This is a genomic window from Microlunatus ginsengisoli, assembly GCF_039537205.1.
GTDB lineage: Bacteria > Actinomycetota > Actinomycetes > Propionibacteriales > Propionibacteriaceae > Microlunatus > Microlunatus ginsengisoli.
Map to the genome: position 1 here is coordinate 22418 of NZ_BAABAB010000029.1, position 14809 is coordinate 37226.

Annotated in this window: 16 protein-coding genes; 12 read left to right on the forward strand and 4 right to left on the reverse strand. The window is 71.2% G+C overall.

Annotated features, from left to right (window positions below; translation table 11 throughout):
• Positions 1–7 precede the first annotated feature (7 nt).
• Positions 8–994 (reverse strand): UbiA family prenyltransferase, encoded by a 987-nt coding sequence (locus ABD747_RS19135; RefSeq protein ID WP_344807562.1) that lies wholly within the window; start codon positions 992–994, stop codon positions 8–10.
• 231 nt (positions 995–1225) lie between these two features.
• On the opposite strand from ABD747_RS19135, the gene ABD747_RS19140 reads away from it, so the two are divergent.
• From ABD747_RS19140 to ABD747_RS19180, 9 genes are all read left to right on the forward strand, one after another.
• On the forward strand, positions 1226–1456 hold the full coding sequence (locus tag ABD747_RS19140) for a DUF5988 family protein (protein WP_344807564.1): 231 nt from the start codon (positions 1226–1228) through the stop codon (positions 1454–1456).
• Positions 1457–1481: 25 nt separating this feature from the next.
• Positions 1482–2207, forward strand: a complete 726-nt coding sequence (locus tag ABD747_RS19145; protein WP_344807566.1) for a 4'-phosphopantetheinyl transferase family protein — start codon at positions 1482–1484, stop codon at positions 2205–2207.
• A 133-nt stretch (positions 2208–2340) separates the two neighbouring features.
• Positions 2341–3108 carry an AfsR/SARP family transcriptional regulator gene (locus tag ABD747_RS19150; RefSeq protein WP_344807569.1) on the forward strand — a complete coding sequence of 256 codons (768 nt, stop codon included), beginning with the start codon at positions 2341–2343 and terminating at the stop codon, positions 3106–3108.
• A 46-nt stretch (positions 3109–3154) separates the two neighbouring features.
• Positions 3155–3811: a TcmI family type II polyketide cyclase gene (locus ABD747_RS19155; protein WP_344807571.1), complete on the forward strand. Its 657-nt coding sequence runs from the start codon at positions 3155–3157 to the stop codon at positions 3809–3811.
• Positions 3812–3856: 45 nt separating this feature from the next.
• A complete protein-coding gene (locus tag ABD747_RS19160; protein WP_344807573.1) occupies positions 3857–4672 on the forward strand; it encodes a class I SAM-dependent methyltransferase in 816 nt (271 codons plus the stop codon).
• Entirely contained in the window at positions 4669–5892 is a 1224-nt protein-coding gene (locus tag ABD747_RS19165) for a cytochrome P450 (RefSeq protein WP_344807575.1), read from the forward strand. The genes ABD747_RS19160 and ABD747_RS19165 overlap by 4 nt, the downstream gene beginning before the upstream one ends.
• Before the next feature lie 123 nt (positions 5893–6015).
• A complete protein-coding gene (locus tag ABD747_RS19170) occupies positions 6016–7317 on the forward strand; it encodes a beta-ketoacyl-[acyl-carrier-protein] synthase family protein (protein ID WP_344807577.1) in 1302 nt (433 codons plus the stop codon).
• The gene (locus tag ABD747_RS19175; RefSeq protein ID WP_344807579.1) at positions 7314–8117 is read left to right on the forward strand and encodes a beta-ketoacyl synthase N-terminal-like domain-containing protein; all 804 of its coding nucleotides are present in this window, start codon (positions 7314–7316) and stop codon (positions 8115–8117) included. Before ABD747_RS19170 ends, ABD747_RS19175 begins: the two co-directional genes overlap by 4 nt.
• Positions 8066–8566: a beta-ketoacyl-[acyl-carrier-protein] synthase family protein gene (locus tag ABD747_RS19180; protein ID WP_344807581.1), complete on the forward strand. Its 501-nt coding sequence runs from the start codon at positions 8066–8068 to the stop codon at positions 8564–8566. Before ABD747_RS19175 ends, ABD747_RS19180 begins: the two co-directional genes overlap by 52 nt.
• Positions 8567–8620: 54 nt before the next feature.
• Here the strand turns inward: ABD747_RS19180 and ABD747_RS19185 are convergent, their stop codons facing one another.
• Positions 8621–9739, reverse strand: coding sequence for a nucleotide disphospho-sugar-binding domain-containing protein (locus ABD747_RS19185; RefSeq protein ID WP_344807583.1), 1119 nt, complete (start codon positions 9737–9739; stop codon positions 8621–8623).
• 89 nt (positions 9740–9828) lie between these two features.
• Between ABD747_RS19185 and ABD747_RS19190 the strand changes: the two genes are divergently transcribed.
• The gene (locus tag ABD747_RS19190; protein WP_344807586.1) at positions 9829–10569 is read left to right on the forward strand and encodes a TetR/AcrR family transcriptional regulator; all 741 of its coding nucleotides are present in this window, start codon (positions 9829–9831) and stop codon (positions 10567–10569) included.
• Positions 10570–10578: 9 nt separating this feature from the next.
• On the opposite strand, the gene ABD747_RS19195 is transcribed toward ABD747_RS19190, so the two are convergent.
• Complete coding sequence (locus tag ABD747_RS19195) at positions 10579–11526, reverse strand: aromatase/cyclase (RefSeq protein ID WP_344807588.1); 948 nt, start codon at positions 11524–11526, stop codon at positions 10579–10581.
• Between the two features lie 180 nt (positions 11527–11706).
• On the opposite strand from ABD747_RS19195, the gene fabG reads away from it, so the two are divergent.
• Positions 11707–12483, forward strand: coding sequence for a 3-oxoacyl-ACP reductase FabG (fabG, locus tag ABD747_RS19200; RefSeq protein ID WP_344807590.1), 777 nt, complete (start codon positions 11707–11709; stop codon positions 12481–12483).
• 126 nt (positions 12484–12609) lie between these two features.
• Here the strand turns inward: fabG and ABD747_RS19205 are convergent, their stop codons facing one another.
• Positions 12610–13614, reverse strand: a complete 1005-nt coding sequence (locus ABD747_RS19205) for a ketoacyl-ACP synthase III family protein (protein ID WP_344807592.1) — start codon at positions 13612–13614, stop codon at positions 12610–12612.
• A gap of 192 nt (positions 13615–13806) precedes the next feature.
• Between ABD747_RS19205 and ABD747_RS19210 the strand changes: the two genes are divergently transcribed.
• On the forward strand, positions 13807–14805 hold the full coding sequence (locus tag ABD747_RS19210; protein WP_344807594.1) for an acyltransferase domain-containing protein: 999 nt from the start codon (positions 13807–13809) through the stop codon (positions 14803–14805).
• Positions 14806–14809: the final 4 nt, after the last annotated feature.

Here is a 14809-nt window from a genome sequence, read left to right on the forward strand (position 1 = left end):
GGCCCTCCTAGGCAGCCAGTATCGCGGCTACCCCGGTCGACAGCAGAACCGTTCCGTGCGCGCCCAGTTGCGTGGCCATGAAGATGCGGTACGGCCGCCGACGGCTGTGCCGATCGGTGCCGGGAGCGGGCCGCACGGCCGCGACGCCCAGCACCGCGGCCCCGACCAGCAACCCGCTCGCCGCCGGCAGCAGCGCCGCGAGGTCATGGGTCGTGAGCACGGATCCACCAGCGAGCCCCAGACAGGTGGCCACGAAGGCCACGCCGAGCAGGACGGCCAGTACGGCGATGCCGATCCGCACCCGCCGTTCACCCAACCGGATGGCCAGGCTGCGCCGACCAGCCGCCGCGTCGCCGGCGATGTCGGGCAGGTCCTTGGTGGTGGTGCCGACCGCACCCATCCACAGCGACATGAAGCTCGCGAGCACGATCACCGCGGCCGACGGCCCAGCGGCGCCGTCGGCCGCCGCACCGGCGTAGTAGGTCACGACCCCGCCCAGGCCGGCCACCAGGAACGAGGTTCCGGGATAACGCTTGAGCCGAAAGGGCTGACCCGAGTAGAGGTAACCGAGGACGAGCATCGCGGCGACCGGGCCGAGCACGGCCGGGTTGAGAGCGGCTCCGGCCAGCGCCACCAGCCCGAACCCGTACGCCATGGCGCGGGCCACGTCTGCCGGCAGCTCTCCGGTGGAGATCGGGCGGCCGGTGACGTTGATGGTGTCCTCCACGACGTCGGTCGCGCCGTTGAACAGGTAGACGAAGACGACCGCGCACTCCCAGATACCCGCCGTGCCCAGCACGTGACCCACTCGGGCGAACGTGCACGGACCCGAGAGGGCAGCGCCGCTGAGGAGCCGGAGCAGGAAGACGACTTGGACCACCGGCCGCGCCTCGCGCAGAGCGAGCGCGATGTCGCGGAGCGGCCCGTGCGCGACCGGCCGAGCCGGCGGCGGGCCCCAACCGGGGCGAATCAACGTGAAAGACGGCGTGGTCATGGAGAACTCCTTGAGTTCAACGAACGACGATGTCCGTGATTTCGCGTTGGGCCCATCCTGACGGGGTCGCCGGGCCAGGGTCAACGATATATTCGACTCCGCGCCGATGAGCCGAGAATTCATCCGGCGGAGGAGTCTCCGACGCTTTTCGAGCGGTTCTCGACAGGAATTGGCGATGGTGTTGTCCCGGCATTCCACATCGAGACAAAACTGGAGGTTGACGTGGAGACGATGACATCATCCGCCGCCGTGCGCGAGGACGCGGTGGAGGCGTATCTGGCCGGCGGTCCGACGGACTTCCCGGTGGCGCTGCGGCGTACGCACGTTCCGCGCAGTGCGCACAAGGTCAAGGTCGAGCACCGCGGTGGCCGCGAGCAGTTCGAGTGCATGGATCGCGCTGTGCGCGACGAACGCGGTGCACTGGTCTACACCTGGTTCCAGCGCACCCCGATCGCCGAGTGACGCATCTCGACCCCTGCAACCAACCATGTTCAGCGATCTGCTTCCGGCCTGCGTGTACTCGGTGGAGACGGCGGCGGACCGGGACCTCTCGCTGCTGCCGGCGGAGGCCGCGTACGTGGCCCGGGCGGTGCCGAAACGGTATCGGGAGTTCGTCTCCGTGCGTGCCTGCGCAACCGATGCGCTCGCCCGGCTGGGACTCTCACGTGCGCCTTTGGTGCCCGGCCCGGCCGGCGCGCCGCGGTGGCCGCCCGGCGTGATCGGCAGCATGACGCATTGCCCGGGCTTCCGGGCGGCAGCGGTCGGGTGGCAGCACCGGATGCTCACCCTCGGCATCGACGCCGAGCCGAACGCACCGCTGCCGCCCGGTGTGCTGTCGAACGTGGCCCGACCGGAGGAAGCGGCGGCGCTGACCGGGCTGCCGGCCGTTGGCGTGGCCTGGGACCGGCTGCTGTTCAGCGCCAAGGAGTCGATCTACAAGGCCTGGTATCCGCTCATGCACTCGCCGCTCGGCTTTGCCGACGCGGTGGTGACCTTCGGACTCGACGGCAGCTTCACCGCAACGCTGGATGCGCGCGCCCCGGACTGTCTGGCTGTCCTGACCGGGCGCTGGGGCTGCGAATCCGGACTTGTCGCGACCACGGTCGCGGTCGATGCGCGACAGCGGGTATCGAAAGGCGTAGCCGACGATGAGCCATTCGATATCCCGGACGCGCCCGACGATACCAATGGTGATCCTGCCGATATCGGATGAACGATCCGGAATGGCCATTCGATGAGCCCAAAGAAAGACCATCGAACCGGTGCAAATGAGTTCGGTCATTTCTAAGGTCGAAATGCGATCGGGGCCGTCGAGGCGCCGCGACACCGAAGCGGAGGGGAACACCATGGCCTACCTCAAGATCCTCGACCGGGTGGAGATCTTGCCGACCGAGGACGCGCCCGTCGAGCTCGCCATCACGCCGAGTCCGCCGAAGGTGCGACAGGTGCTGGCGCTGCTGGTGCTGCGGGCGAACCACGTCGTCTCGGCCGAGACCATCGTCGCGGAGCTGTGGGACGACAGCCCGCCCCGCAGCGCGCTGACCACGGTGCAGACCTACATCTATCACCTGCGCAAGTTCTTCGACGCCGAGCAGATCCCGGGGCTCGGACCCGAGCGTCTGCAGACCCGGCTGCCCGGGTACGTCCTCCGCTGCGCTCTGGACCAGCTCGACGCCCAGCGGTTCCTGCGCCTCGCCGCCGACGCCCGGCGGCTGCACGCCGCCGGCCAGTACGAGGCCGCCATCGTCGCCGCCGACGCCGCGCTCCAGCTGACCGAGGGCGAGACGTTGGCGAACGTCCGTCGCGGGCGGCTGCTCGACGCGCACGCCACCCACCTGGAGGAAGAGCGGCTGAGCGCCGTCGAGGTGCGGATCGAGGCCGCGTTCGCGCTGGGCCGGCACCGCGCACACATCTCGGAGTTGCGGGCGCTGGTCGCGATGCACCCCATGCACGAATGGATGCACGCCCGGCTGATCGAGGCGCTGATCCACGCCGACCGGCGAAGCGACGCGCTGGCGGCCTACCAGCACCTGCGCCGGGTGCTCGACGTCGAGCTTGGGCTGCGTCCCTCGGCCGCCACCCAGCAGTTGCAGCAGCAGGCGCTCGCGGCCTGACCCGACCCGAGTGCCGACCAGCCCATCACAACGATCAGGAGGAACCATGTTCACCACCGTCACCGTCGGCCGCTTCGACGAGGCCGACGCAGCGCAGGTCAGCAAGATCTTGCAGGGCTTCGACGAGACCAGCGCACCGACGCTGCCGCAGCTGCGGCGCCGGCAGTTCTTCTCCTACTGCGGCCTGTGGGTCCACGTTCAGGACTTCGCGGCAACTCCGACACCCGCGGTGGTCGCCGCGCTGGCCCCGTTGACCGTGGAGCTCAGCGCCTACCTCCGCCCGTACGTCGCCGAAGACCCGGCCGCGACCGAGCCGCTCGACGACCAGCTGGCAACCAGGTTCTACCTCTGGCCGGGCGACCAGCTGCCCGACGTCGAGAGTGTTCACAGCGGGGTGATCGTGAACGCCGTCGCCCCCGAGGACGAGCCTGAGGTGGCCCGGATCTTCGCCGAGTTCGACGCCACCGGCTACCAACACAAGATGGGGACGCTGCGCCGGCAGGTGCTGTCCTATCGCGGGATCTATCTCCACCTCCAGGACTTCGCGAACCCCGACAGCAAGGAGGTCATCGGCGACACCTGGAAACAGTCCGACCCGATCTTCCTGCAGATCGTCGCGGACCTGACCCCGATCGTGCCGCCGTATGACCCGGCCGGCGGTCAGCTGGCCACCCGCACCTACCACTGGGCCGCCACGAGCTGAGCCCGATCCGACCACCCCGTCCCATCGTCAGGGAGAGAGATCGCCGTGTACCGCGTAGAAGTTCAGCAGCAGACCCACTTCGACAACGACTCCACCGACGCCCCGGAGCAGCTGCGACTGCTGTCGGAGATCCTCGGCGGGCACAGCGCCGCGGTGCTGTCCGGCCTCGGCATCGGAGCCGGCGCCCGGTGCTGGGACATCGGGTCGGGCGACGGCTCGGTCGCCCGCTGGCTGGCCGACCAGGTCGGACCCACCGGATCGGTGCTCGCCACCGATCTCAAGCCCGAGCATGTCCCGGTCCATCCACAGATCGAGGCCCGTCGCCACGACCTGCTGGCCGATTCGTGGCCGGCCGGCCGTTTCGACCTGATCCACGCCCGGCTGGTGCTGATGCATCTGCCGCGGGCCGCCGACCTGGCGCTGCGGCTGGTCGAGCAACTCGCGCCCGGAGGGGTGCTCGTGCTGACCGACTGGTTCTGCGACTGTGCCGTCGGCCCCGTCGCCTCGCCGGTGGACGCGTACACCTCGTCGATCTGGTGGCGCTACCACGATGCCGTGCACGATCTCGGCGCGCTGGCGGGCATGGATCTCGGCTGGGCGGCGCAGACCGCTGACGTGCTGCGCGCCGCTGGCCACGACGACGTGACCGTGCTGCACGACCAGGCCTGCGGGCGCGGCGGCACCCCGAGCGCGCTGCTGGCCAGGCTGCACTCCACGATGCTGGAGGACCATCTGATCCGCGCCGGGCTGGAGCCCGGGGACCTGGCCGCGATCCGAGCCAACCTCCTCGACCCGGGCTTCGAGATGGCGACGTACCACACCTTCACCACCGTGCTCCGCGCTCCTCAGCAGGCGTCGTGACCGCGGTCGGGCCCACGGCCGACCCGCTGACCTTCCCCATCAGGCGTACGTGCCCGGCCGCGCTGCCGGAGGCGTACGAGCGGGAGCGGCCGAAGGGCATCAGCACCGTCCGGCTGCCGACCGGCCAGACGGCCTGGATCGTGCTCAGCCAGGCGTACGCCCGCGCGGTGCTGGCCGACTCGCGGTTCAGCGCGGACAAGCTGCGGCCGGACTTCCCGAAGCTCTCGGCGAAGGGCCTGGACAAGCTGAAGTACTTCGCGCCGTTCATCGTCAACCTGGACGGCCGCGACCACATCGACGTCCGCAGGTCGCTCACCGCGGAGTTCTCCGGCGGGCGGGTGGCGCAGCTGCGACCGCGGCTGGAAGCGGTGACCGAACGGCTGGTCACCGAGATCGGGCGGGACCCGGGTCGGCCGATCGACCTGGTGGCGAGGCTGGCCTACCCGGCGGCCTGGGCCTTCCAGGAGGTGCTGCTCGGCCTCCCCGTGGCCGAGCTCAGCCGGATCCGCCGGCACACCGAGGACCTGCTGATCAGGACCACCAGCGAAGCCGAGGAGATCGAGGCCGCTCGGGTGCTGCACGAGCATCTGGCCGGCGTACTGCGGGCCAAGGAGGACGACCTCGGCGACGACCTGGTGAGCCGGCAGATCCTGCGGCACCGGGCCGAGAAGGGCCGGGTCGACCACTTCGAGCTGGCGAGCCTGGTCCAACTCCTCACCGTCGGCGGGCACAACTCTGTCGCCACGATGGTCTCGCTGGGCGTGCTCGCCCTGCTGACCCACCGCGACCAGCTCGCCGTGCTGCTCGCCGAGCCCGACCGGTGGCCGATCGCGGTCGAGGAGCTGCTGCGCTTCTATTCCGTCAACGACGCCACTCCGTTGCGGCTGGCCACGGCAGACGTGCAGCTCGGCGACACGGTGATCAGGGCCGGCGACGGGGTGGCCATCCCCTTGCTGCCGCCCAACCGCGACCCGGCCGTTTGCCCCGACCCCAACGCACTCGACCTGCTCCGCGCCCGTAGCCCCCGCCATATCGCGTTCGGCCACGGCGCCCACCGCTGCCTGGGCTACAGCCTCGCGCCGGTGGAGCTGGAGGTCGTCTACCGGGAGCTGTTCGCTCAGCTGCCCGGCCTCCGGCTCGCGGTCGCCGAAGACGAGCTGTCCTTCCGCTATCACTCCCCGCAGGCCTTCGGGCCCGTCGAGCTGCCCGTCAGCTGGTGAGCTGCCCGTCAGCTGCTGACCGGCCGGCCCTCGAGCCGCCGGCTCGACCCGGCCTCGAGGAGCCTTCGAACCACTCCGCCCAGCCTGGGTGGAACCACCCCAGCGAACGAGAGGGTCCACGACATGTCGCACAGCAGCTCCGGCGCTCCCGGCGGCGCTAGCCCGGCCCGGCGGGTCGCCATCACCGGGATCGGCGTTCGCGCCCCGGGCGGCGCCACCACCAAGGACTTCTGGGAGCTGATCGCCTCCGGCACCACCGCCACCCGGACCATCAGCCAGTTCGACGCCGCCGGCTTCCGTTCGCGGATCGCCGCCGAGTGCGACTTCGACCCGGTGGCGGAGGGTCTGAGCACCCAGGAGATCCGCCGGATGGACCGGGTCGCGCAGCTGGCCGTCGCGGCCACCCGGGAGGCATTGGCCGACGGCCGGATCGAGGGTGAGTTCGACCCGGAGCGCACCGGGGTGAGCATCGGCAGCGCGATCGGCAGCACGATCAGCCTCGATCGCGAATACCAGGTGCTGAGCAACGACGGCCGGCAGTGGCTGGTCGATCACCGCTACGCCTCGCCCCACCTGTGGAGCTATCTGGTGCCGACCTCGCTGGCCGCCGAGGTCGCCTGGGTGGCCGGCGCCGAGGGTCCGGCGGCCGTCGTCTCCACCGGCTGCACATCGGGCATCGAGTCGGTCGCGCACGCCGCCCAGCTGATCCGCGAGGGGTCGGCCGACGTCATGCTGGCCGGCGCCACCGACGCCCCGATCACGCCGATCACCGTGGCCTGCTTCGACGCGATCAAGGCGACCACCCCGCGCAACGACGACCCCGAGCACGCCTCGCGCCCGTTCGACGCCACCCGCAACGGGTTCGTCCTCGGCGAGGGCAGTGCCATGCTCGTCCTGGAGGAGCTCGGACACGCCCGGGCCCGCGGCGCGCATGTCTACGCCGAGCTCGCCGGCTTCGGGGTACGCGCGAATGCCTACCACATGACCGGATTGCGTTCCGACGCTCCGGAGATGGCTGCCGCGATCGATGTCGCGCTGGCGATGGCACACCGCTTACCTGCCGACGTCGGCTACGTCAACGCACACGGATCGGGCACCAAGCAGAACGACATCCACGAGACGAACGCGTTCAAGTGCACCCTCGGCGACCATGCCTACGAGGTGCCGGTGAGCTCGATCAAGTCCATGGTCGGTCACTCGTTGGGCGCGATCGGCGCGATCGAGATTGCGGCCTGTGCGCTGGCGCTCGAACACGGAGTCGTTCCGCCGACGGCCAACCTGCACGAACCCGACCCCGTCTGCGACCTCGACTACGTGCCGCTGGTCGCGCGCCGGACCCCGTCGCTGGAGACAGTGCTGACCGTCGGCAGCGGATTCGGCGGGTTCCAGAGCGCCATGGTGCTCACGAAGGGAGACATCCGATGACACTGCTCGTCGAGCAGGGCGCCCGAACGGGCGAGCGGCCGGAGTCCGGACGCGCGGTCGTGACCGGAATCGGCATCACCGCGCCGAACGGCGTGGGCGTGGACGACTACTGGTCGGCCTGCCTCCGCGGAGCGAGCGGGATCGGGCGGTTGACCCGCTTCGACCCGTCGTCCTACCCGGTGCAGCTTGCCGGCGAGGTCGCGCCGTACGACCCGGCCGACTTCCTGCCGGGTCGGCTGGTGCCGCAGACCGACCAGACGACGCGGCTCGCGCTGCGGGCGGTCGAGCAGGCGCTCACCGATGCCGCCGTCGACCTGGCCGGAATCCCGCCCGAGGAGATCGGCATCGTCACCGGCAACTCGGTCGGCGGGCTGGAGTTCAGCCAGTACGAGCTCGAGCACCTGTGGAGCCTGGGCAGCAAGCATGTCAGCGCCTATCTGTCGTTCGCCTGGTTCTATGCGGTCAACAGCGGCCAGCTGTCGATCCGGCACGGTCTGCACGGGCCGGGCGGGGTGCTCACCGGGCACGCCGCCGGGCTGGACGCGGTGGCACACGCTCGTCGCTACGTCCGGGACGGGCGGCCGCTGGTCGTCTCCGGGGCGGTGGACAGCTCGCTGTGCCCCCTCGGCTGGGTGATCGAGCTGTCCACCGGTCGGCTCAGCCGGCAGCCGGACCCCGCCCGGGCCTATCTCCCCTTCGACGTCGATGCCTCCGGCTATCTCCCCGGCGAGGGGGGAGCCATCGTGGTGTGGAGGACGCCGGAGCCCTCGCGGAGCGGGGCGGGACCGGCTACGGCGTGATCAGCGGCTACGGCTCGACCTTCGACCCGCGACCGGGATCGGACCGCGAACCCGGCCTCCGGCGCGCGATCGCGATCGCGCTGCGAGACGCCGAGCTGGCGCCCGAGGACATCGATGTCGTCTTCGCCGACGCCGCCGGCATTCCCGAGCTCGACCGCGCCGAGGCCGCGGCGCTGACCGCCATCTTCGGACCGTTCGGCGTGCCGGTGACGGCGCCCAAGACCATGACCGGCCGGCTGCACTCCGGCGGCCCGGCGCTCGACGTCGCCACCGCCCTGCTCACCATTCGGCACGCGACGATCCCGCCGACGATCAACGTGACCGCTCCGGTCGCCGGCGACGGTCTGGATCTGGTGCTCGACGCGCCGCGGGCGAAGCAGTGCCGGCACGCCCTGATCATCGCGCGAGGCGACGGCCTGAACTCGGCCCTGGTCGTCAGCGCCGTCTGAGCCAGGCCGTCAGCACGTCGCAGGCACCCGGTCCCGCCGGCATCCCCGAGGCTCTCAGCACAGGGCCGGGGTGGCGGCGAGGGCCGCCAACCCGGAAACGACCTCGGCCGGCCGCGGCAGGGCTGCGATCTCGCCGCGCACCTCCTCGGCGGCCGTTCGTACGCCTGCCGAGCCGGCCACCTCGCGGACGAGGTCCGCATCGAGGTCGTCCGGGTCCGCCATGATGCCGGCGCCACGGCGGTGCACCGCGCCGGCATTGATGAAGCGGTCCGAGCCCGTCGGCAGCACGAGCTGAGGTGTCCCGGTCGCGAGCGCGGTCAGCGTGGTTCCGGCCCCGCCGTGGTGCACCAGCGCGGAGCAGGACGGGAGCAGCGCGTGCAGCGGGGCCCAGCCGGCCGGCCGCACGTTGGCCGGCAGCGGGCCGAGCCCGGCGAGGTCGAGACTCCCGACGGCGAGCACGATCTCCGCGTCGAGCCGGGGGGCCAGATCGACCACCCGGCGCAGCGGATCGACGCCCTGGAACTGTCCGGCCACCGTGCCGAGGGTGACGGCGATCCTCGGCCGATCGGCCGGCGCGGCAAGCCAGCCCGGCAGCGGCCCGGCGCCGTTGTAGGGCACGAAGCCGACGGCCCAGCCGTCGACGCGGTCCACCATGCTCGGCGGCGCTACGTCGATGCCGACGGTCCGCGCCGGCAGCGGTCCCAGCTGGGCGCTGAGGATCTCCGCGACGCCGGCCGACCGGCCGAAACCGAAGCCGTGGGTGACGACCGGCACGTCCAGGGCGGCGCCGGCGACATAGCCCGCCCCCTGCAACTGCGACTGGACGATCAGATCGGGATGCCACCGCGTCGCCAGCGCCAGCGTGCCGTCGACGAGCTTGGTCGACAGCAGAGCGAACTGGCCGGCCATCTCGCGCAGCTCGGTGATCCGGCGGCGGAGCATCTTCGCCGCAGCCTCCGGCCGATCGCAGCGTTGCCGGGCGATCGTCGCGTTCCAGTCGAACCCCGGCTCGACCACGTCGACAGCGGTCAGACCGGCCTGCTCGACCAGCTCGAGCGCCCCGCCGCCGGTGCCGATCACTACCTGGTGGCCCGCAGCTCGAAACGCCCGCGCCAGTGGAACCATCGGGAACAGGTGGCCGGCGCCCGGGGTGGCGACGAACAGAACACGCATGGGGAGCTCCTCCGTTGCGGATCAAAGTGAGTACGCCGTACGCAACTAATGTAGTTACCGGGTACGCCGTACGCAAGTAGGCTGTCGCCGTGATCTCCGCCTCGGATCCCGGTCCCGTGATCTGGCTCCGCCCGACCAAGCCGGCCCGCGGTCCGGTGCCGGGCTACAGCCGGGAGCGGATCGCCGAGGTCGCCATCGCGATTGCCGACGCCGAGGGGATCGAGGCGGTCTCGATGCGCCGGATCGCGGCCGAGCTCGGCACCGGCGCGATGACGCTCTATCGATACCTGCCGGCCAAGGAGGACCTGTACGCGGTCATGATCGACCAGGCCTTCGGCCTGGAGCCGCAGGACGCGAGCGGCGACGTACGGGCGGACCTCGACACGCTGGCCCGGCGCTACCGGTCGACGCTGCTGCGCCACCCCTGGCTCGCCGGGATGGCGGCGGGCCGACCGATCATGGGGCCCAATCTGCTGCGCGGCAACGAGCGCGACCTAGCGCTGCTCGACGGCCACGACCTGCCGATCGAGGAGATGCTCGGGGTGCTCAACCTGATCCGGCACTGGGTCGGCGGGGAGGTGCAGGACGAACTGGCCGACCGCGAAGCCGCCCGCCGATCCGGTCTGGACCGCGACGCCTGGCAGGCGCGGATGGCGCCCTACATGCGCAGCTTGATCGAGACCGGTGAGTTCCCCTATCTCGAGCGGATGATCTACGAGGCCGTCGGGACCGGCCACGACGAGCGTTTCGCGCACGGATTGTCCATCCTGCTGGACGGGATCGAAGCGAGGTTCGCCGCGATCGCGCCGAGCCGGCGGACCGCGGACTAGAGCGCGGCCTCAGGCGCGCTGCTCCGCATAGGCCTTCGCGTGGGCGAGCGTGACCGCGCTGTTGCCCTTGATCGAGCGCTCGACGAAGTCACGGGTGGACGCCCAGGTGTCACCCGCGGCCGGCACGAAGCCGAGCGCGCGCTCGCTGAGCAGCACGCGGTGCCGGGAGCGGACCAGCACGTCGTCGCCGGCCGGCTCGACGGTCCACTCGCCGGCGTGCGCGTCGATCATCTCCGGCGTCAGGGTCTGCTTGTAGACGATCCGCTCGGCCGGGAAGCACACCCTGGCCGACACCGTGAGATGCCGCGAGCCGTCCTTGGCCAGGCTCCACATGCTCATCAGCTGCAGCGCCCCGTCGTCCTCCTCGCGCAGGTCCAGCTCGGCGACGTGCGGCAGCCGGTCCGGCCAGGCGCCGCAGTCGTGCAGGAACTCGTAGACGTGCTCGGCGCTCCCGCGGACCCGGACGACATCGTCGAAGGCAAGTTCGCGCTCCCCGATGGTGTCCCAGGACTCAGCCAGCTTCTTGATGTTGCCCATCTCGGCCAGGCTGTTCTCGTCGGTGGCCCTGGTGATCCAGGCGATGTTGGCGGGATCGTCGTCGACGGCCTCGAAGTCGTGGATCAGCACGAGCCTGACCGCGGCGTCGCCGCGCGGCTCGATCAGCCACTTGCCCAGCATCGACTTCACCGGCGGAACCGAGAACTCACGGTGGAAGGAGATGCAGCGCTGATCGGCATCGAGAGTACGGATCGAGGACCAGGCGCGGACCACCCCGGCGCCGGTGGCCCACAGCTGTAGCCGCTCGGTCCATTCGTCGAGCTCGGTACGCAGCACGTGCACGGTCGGCGGGAAGTAGACCGGCCAGTGGGTCGCGTCGGCGATGATCTCGTAGACCACCGCGGCGGGTGCGGCGATCTGGATGTCATGGACGGTGCGGTGCTCTACGGCGGTGGACACTGCTCACCTCTCCTTCGCGGCGCGCCCGGTCGGCGGCCTCGGGGCCAGCGTGGGCGAGCCCGCTCGATTCCTGGTCGAGCGCCGGTCGGGAGGGAGGTCGTCCGCGGTTCGACCGAGTCTCGAGCGCCGGCTGCCATCGTGATCGAAACGACACCGCCCGAAGACGGAAGGACGACCCGGATGAGCGAGATCAGGACGGCGCTGGTCACCGGAGGGACGAGCGGGATCGGCTTCGCCGTTGCCCGGACCCTGGCGCAGGACGGTACGCGGGTCTTCCTCTGCGCCCGCAGCGCCGAGGATGTGACGACCGCGGTGGAGAAGCTGCAGGCCGACGGCCTGGACGTCGACGGAACCACCTGCGACGTACGGCAGACCCAGCAGGTCGAGGACCTCGTGGCGGCCGCCGTCGCTCGGTTCGGACCGCTTACCGTGCTGGTCAACAACGCCGGCCGCCCCGGCGGCGGACCGACCGCCCAGCTGACCGACGAGCAGTGGGAAGAGGTGATCGACACCAATCTGAACAGCGTCTTCCGGGTCACCCGGGCGGTGCTCGCCCGCGGCGGGATCACCGGTCCGAACGGCCGGATCATCAACATCGCCTCGACCGCGGGCAAGCAGGGAGTGCTGCTCGCCGCACCGTACAGCGCGTCCAAGCACGGCGTGGTCGGATTCACCAAGGCCCTCGGGCTGGAACTGGCGAAGACCGGCATCACCGTCAACGCCGTCTGCCCCGGATACGTCGAGACGCCGATGGCCGAGCGGGTCAGGGCCGGATACGCCGGCGCCTGGCAGACCACCGAGGCCGAGGTGCTCGACCGTTTCAACGCCAAGATCCCCCTGGGCCGTTACTCGACCGCCGAGGAGGTCGCCGGGTTGGTCGGCTACCTCGCTACCCCGACCGCCGCCTCCATCACCGCCCAGGCACTCAACGTGTGCGGCGGTTTGGGCAACTTCTGATCGACCCTGACGCTCCCGGTTCCGGGGCCGCACCGACCCTGACCCAGCCGTGCCCGCCGCAGCGGGCACGGCTGGTGGTCTGTCCTGCACGTGGCGGCGGGTGACCTCACCGGCCGGCCGGTGAGGTCAGAGCACCTCCAGCACCGCTGTGGTCCAGGTGAAACCGGCCCCGATCCCGGCGAGCAGCACCAGCTGGCCCGGGAACAGGCCCTCCTCGCCGAGCAGATGGGCGAGACCGCCGAGCTGGTCTCCGGCGCCGAGGTGCCCGACCCGCCGCCCCCAGTCCCAGGTGGTCCGCTCCGGATCGATCTCGAACGGAGCGAAGAAGTGGGCCTTCATCCGCGTCCGCCCCATGTTGGGCAGCACGTACCAGTCGATGTCGGCGAACTTCACGTCGGCCTCCAGCGCGGCGCGCTCGAAGCACTCGCGCTGCCCGGCCTCGATTCGCGCCAGCAGCCGCTCCAGACCCAGCTCGGCGACCAGGACGGCCGTGTTGCCGCCGATGTCGATCGGCGCGCCGGCGCCGAGCGGCGCCGCACTGAACGGCTTGTCGCCCCGCCCGCCCTGCTCCAGGCCCGGATCGGCGACCGTGACCAGGCTGCGGACCCGGGCGAAGCCGCCCCGATTGGAGAGCACCACGGCTGTCCCGGCGTCACCGCAGATCGTGCTCGGGTCGGTCGTCCAACGATCGAAACCCGGTTCGCAGAAGCGGTCGGCGGTGGTGATCAGCGCCGCCGTCTTGTCGTGGTCCGCCCGCAGGTACGCGGCGGCCAGCTCGAAGGCCGCCATCCCGCCGTTGGACATCTGCCGTACCTCGATTGCGAGGCAGGTGTTGCCGACCGCGAACCGCTGGATGTACGACGCCGGGGACCACATGTCGTGGCCCTGGTGGTAGGCGCAGGCGTGCAGGATCAGGTCGACGTCGCTGCCCGCGTACCGGGTCTGACGGAGCGCCTCCCGCGCGGCGAGCACCGCCATCTCCGGCGCGGACTCACCGGTCGACACGCAGACCGAGACCATCGAGGTGTTGCGGGCGAGCGCGCCCGTGCACCGGCCGGCCGCTTCGGCCTGTGCCAGCGTGACCGGTTCGGGCAGCCAGCTGGCGGCCGCGGCGACGTACAGATCGTTCATTCCCCTGCCTTCCTCCGTCCGAGTTCTGCCGCGAGCCTGCGCCCGAGCGGTCGAGCCTGGATCGAGGACCGGCCGAGCAGCGCTGCTCGGCCCGGCCGGCGGGCCGGCTCGAGCGGACCTCGACCCGCGCGCGAGCCGGACCGCCTAGACCTGGATGGAACGCTGCTCCAGCATCGAGCGAAGGGGAACCCGATGGCCAGCAACCGACCGGTCGCACTGCTCCTGCCGGGCCAGGGAGCGCAGTATCCGCGGATGGCCGCCGGCCTCTACGGCGATGAGCCCACGTTCACCGCCGTCATGGACCAGGCGTTCGACCTGCTCGGCGCCGAGCTCCGGGCCGACTGGCTGACCAGCACGCCGTCGGAGCACTTCGACGACGTCACCCGCGCGCAGCCCCTGCTCTATGCCGTCGGCTACGGCCTCGGCCGGCTGGTGCTGAGCTGGGGTATCGAGCCGGTCGCGCTGCTCGGGCACAGCGTCGGCGAACTGGTCGCGGCGACGCTCTGCGGTGTGCTCACTTTCGAGGACGGGTTGCGGCTGATGGCCGACCGGGTCGAGCAATACGCAGCCACCCCGCCGGGCGGGATGCTGGCCGTGGCAGCCTCGGTCGAGGAACTCACCCCGTTCCTGGGCGGGGGCCTCGCGGTCGCGGCGGTGAACGCACCACGGCAGACGCTGGTGGCGGGGACCGCGGAGGAACTGGCCGAGCTCCGCCGCAGCTTGAGCGAAGCCGGCATCACGTCCCTCCCGACGCGGGCCAAGCAGGGCTTCCATTCCCCGGTGGTCGCGGGGGCGGCGGCCGGCACGCTCGGCGCCTGGCGCACCACCTCGCTGGCACCGGCGACCCGGCGCATCTATTCCTCACACCTCGCCAGCGTGCTGGGCGAGAAGCTCGCCACCGACCCGGAGTTCTGGGCGTGGCAGCCGACCATGACGGTGCTGTTCTGGCCGAGCCTCGACCTGTTGCTGCGCCAGGAGCGCGAGGTGCTGCTGCTCGAGGTCGGCCCCGGCCAGGGGCTGACCGCCATCGCCCGGAGGCACCCTGCCGTGGCGCACGGCGCGAGCGACGCGCGGGCCCTGCTGCCGGCCCGGCACAGCACCGACCAGGCCGATCGCGACAGCGTGGCCGACGTTCGCGCCTGGCTCGCCGCCGACGGCCACGTGCTCCGACCCGGCGCGGTCGCGGCCTGAGCGC

Excerpts from the sequence above, each read along its gene's own strand:
- ABD747_RS19150 (WP_344807569.1), top strand. The coding sequence starts at position 2,341 with ATGGCCTACCTCAAGATCCTCGACCGGGTGGAGATCTTGCCGACCGAG.
- ABD747_RS19155 (WP_344807571.1), top strand. The coding sequence starts at position 3,155 with ATGTTCACCACCGTCACCGTCGGCCGCTTCGACGAGGCCGACGCAGCG.
- ABD747_RS19135 (WP_344807562.1), bottom strand. The coding sequence starts at position 994 with ATGACCACGCCGTCTTTCACGTTGATTCGCCCCGGTTGGGGCCCGCCG.
- ABD747_RS19170 (WP_344807577.1), top strand. The coding sequence starts at position 6,016 with ATGTCGCACAGCAGCTCCGGCGCTCCCGGCGGCGCTAGCCCGGCCCGG.
- ABD747_RS19145 (WP_344807566.1), top strand. The coding sequence starts at position 1,482 with ATGTTCAGCGATCTGCTTCCGGCCTGCGTGTACTCGGTGGAGACGGCG.
- ABD747_RS19210 (WP_344807594.1), top strand. The coding sequence starts at position 13,807 with ATGGCCAGCAACCGACCGGTCGCACTGCTCCTGCCGGGCCAGGGAGCG.
- ABD747_RS19175 (WP_344807579.1), top strand. The coding sequence starts at position 7,314 with ATGACACTGCTCGTCGAGCAGGGCGCCCGAACGGGCGAGCGGCCGGAG.
- ABD747_RS19185 (WP_344807583.1), bottom strand. The coding sequence starts at position 9,739 with ATGCGTGTTCTGTTCGTCGCCACCCCGGGCGCCGGCCACCTGTTCCCG.
- fabG (WP_344807590.1), top strand. The coding sequence starts at position 11,707 with ATGAGCGAGATCAGGACGGCGCTGGTCACCGGAGGGACGAGCGGGATC.
- ABD747_RS19140 (WP_344807564.1), top strand. The coding sequence starts at position 1,226 with ATGACATCATCCGCCGCCGTGCGCGAGGACGCGGTGGAGGCGTATCTG.
- ABD747_RS19205 (WP_344807592.1), bottom strand. The coding sequence starts at position 13,614 with ATGAACGATCTGTACGTCGCCGCGGCCGCCAGCTGGCTGCCCGAACCG.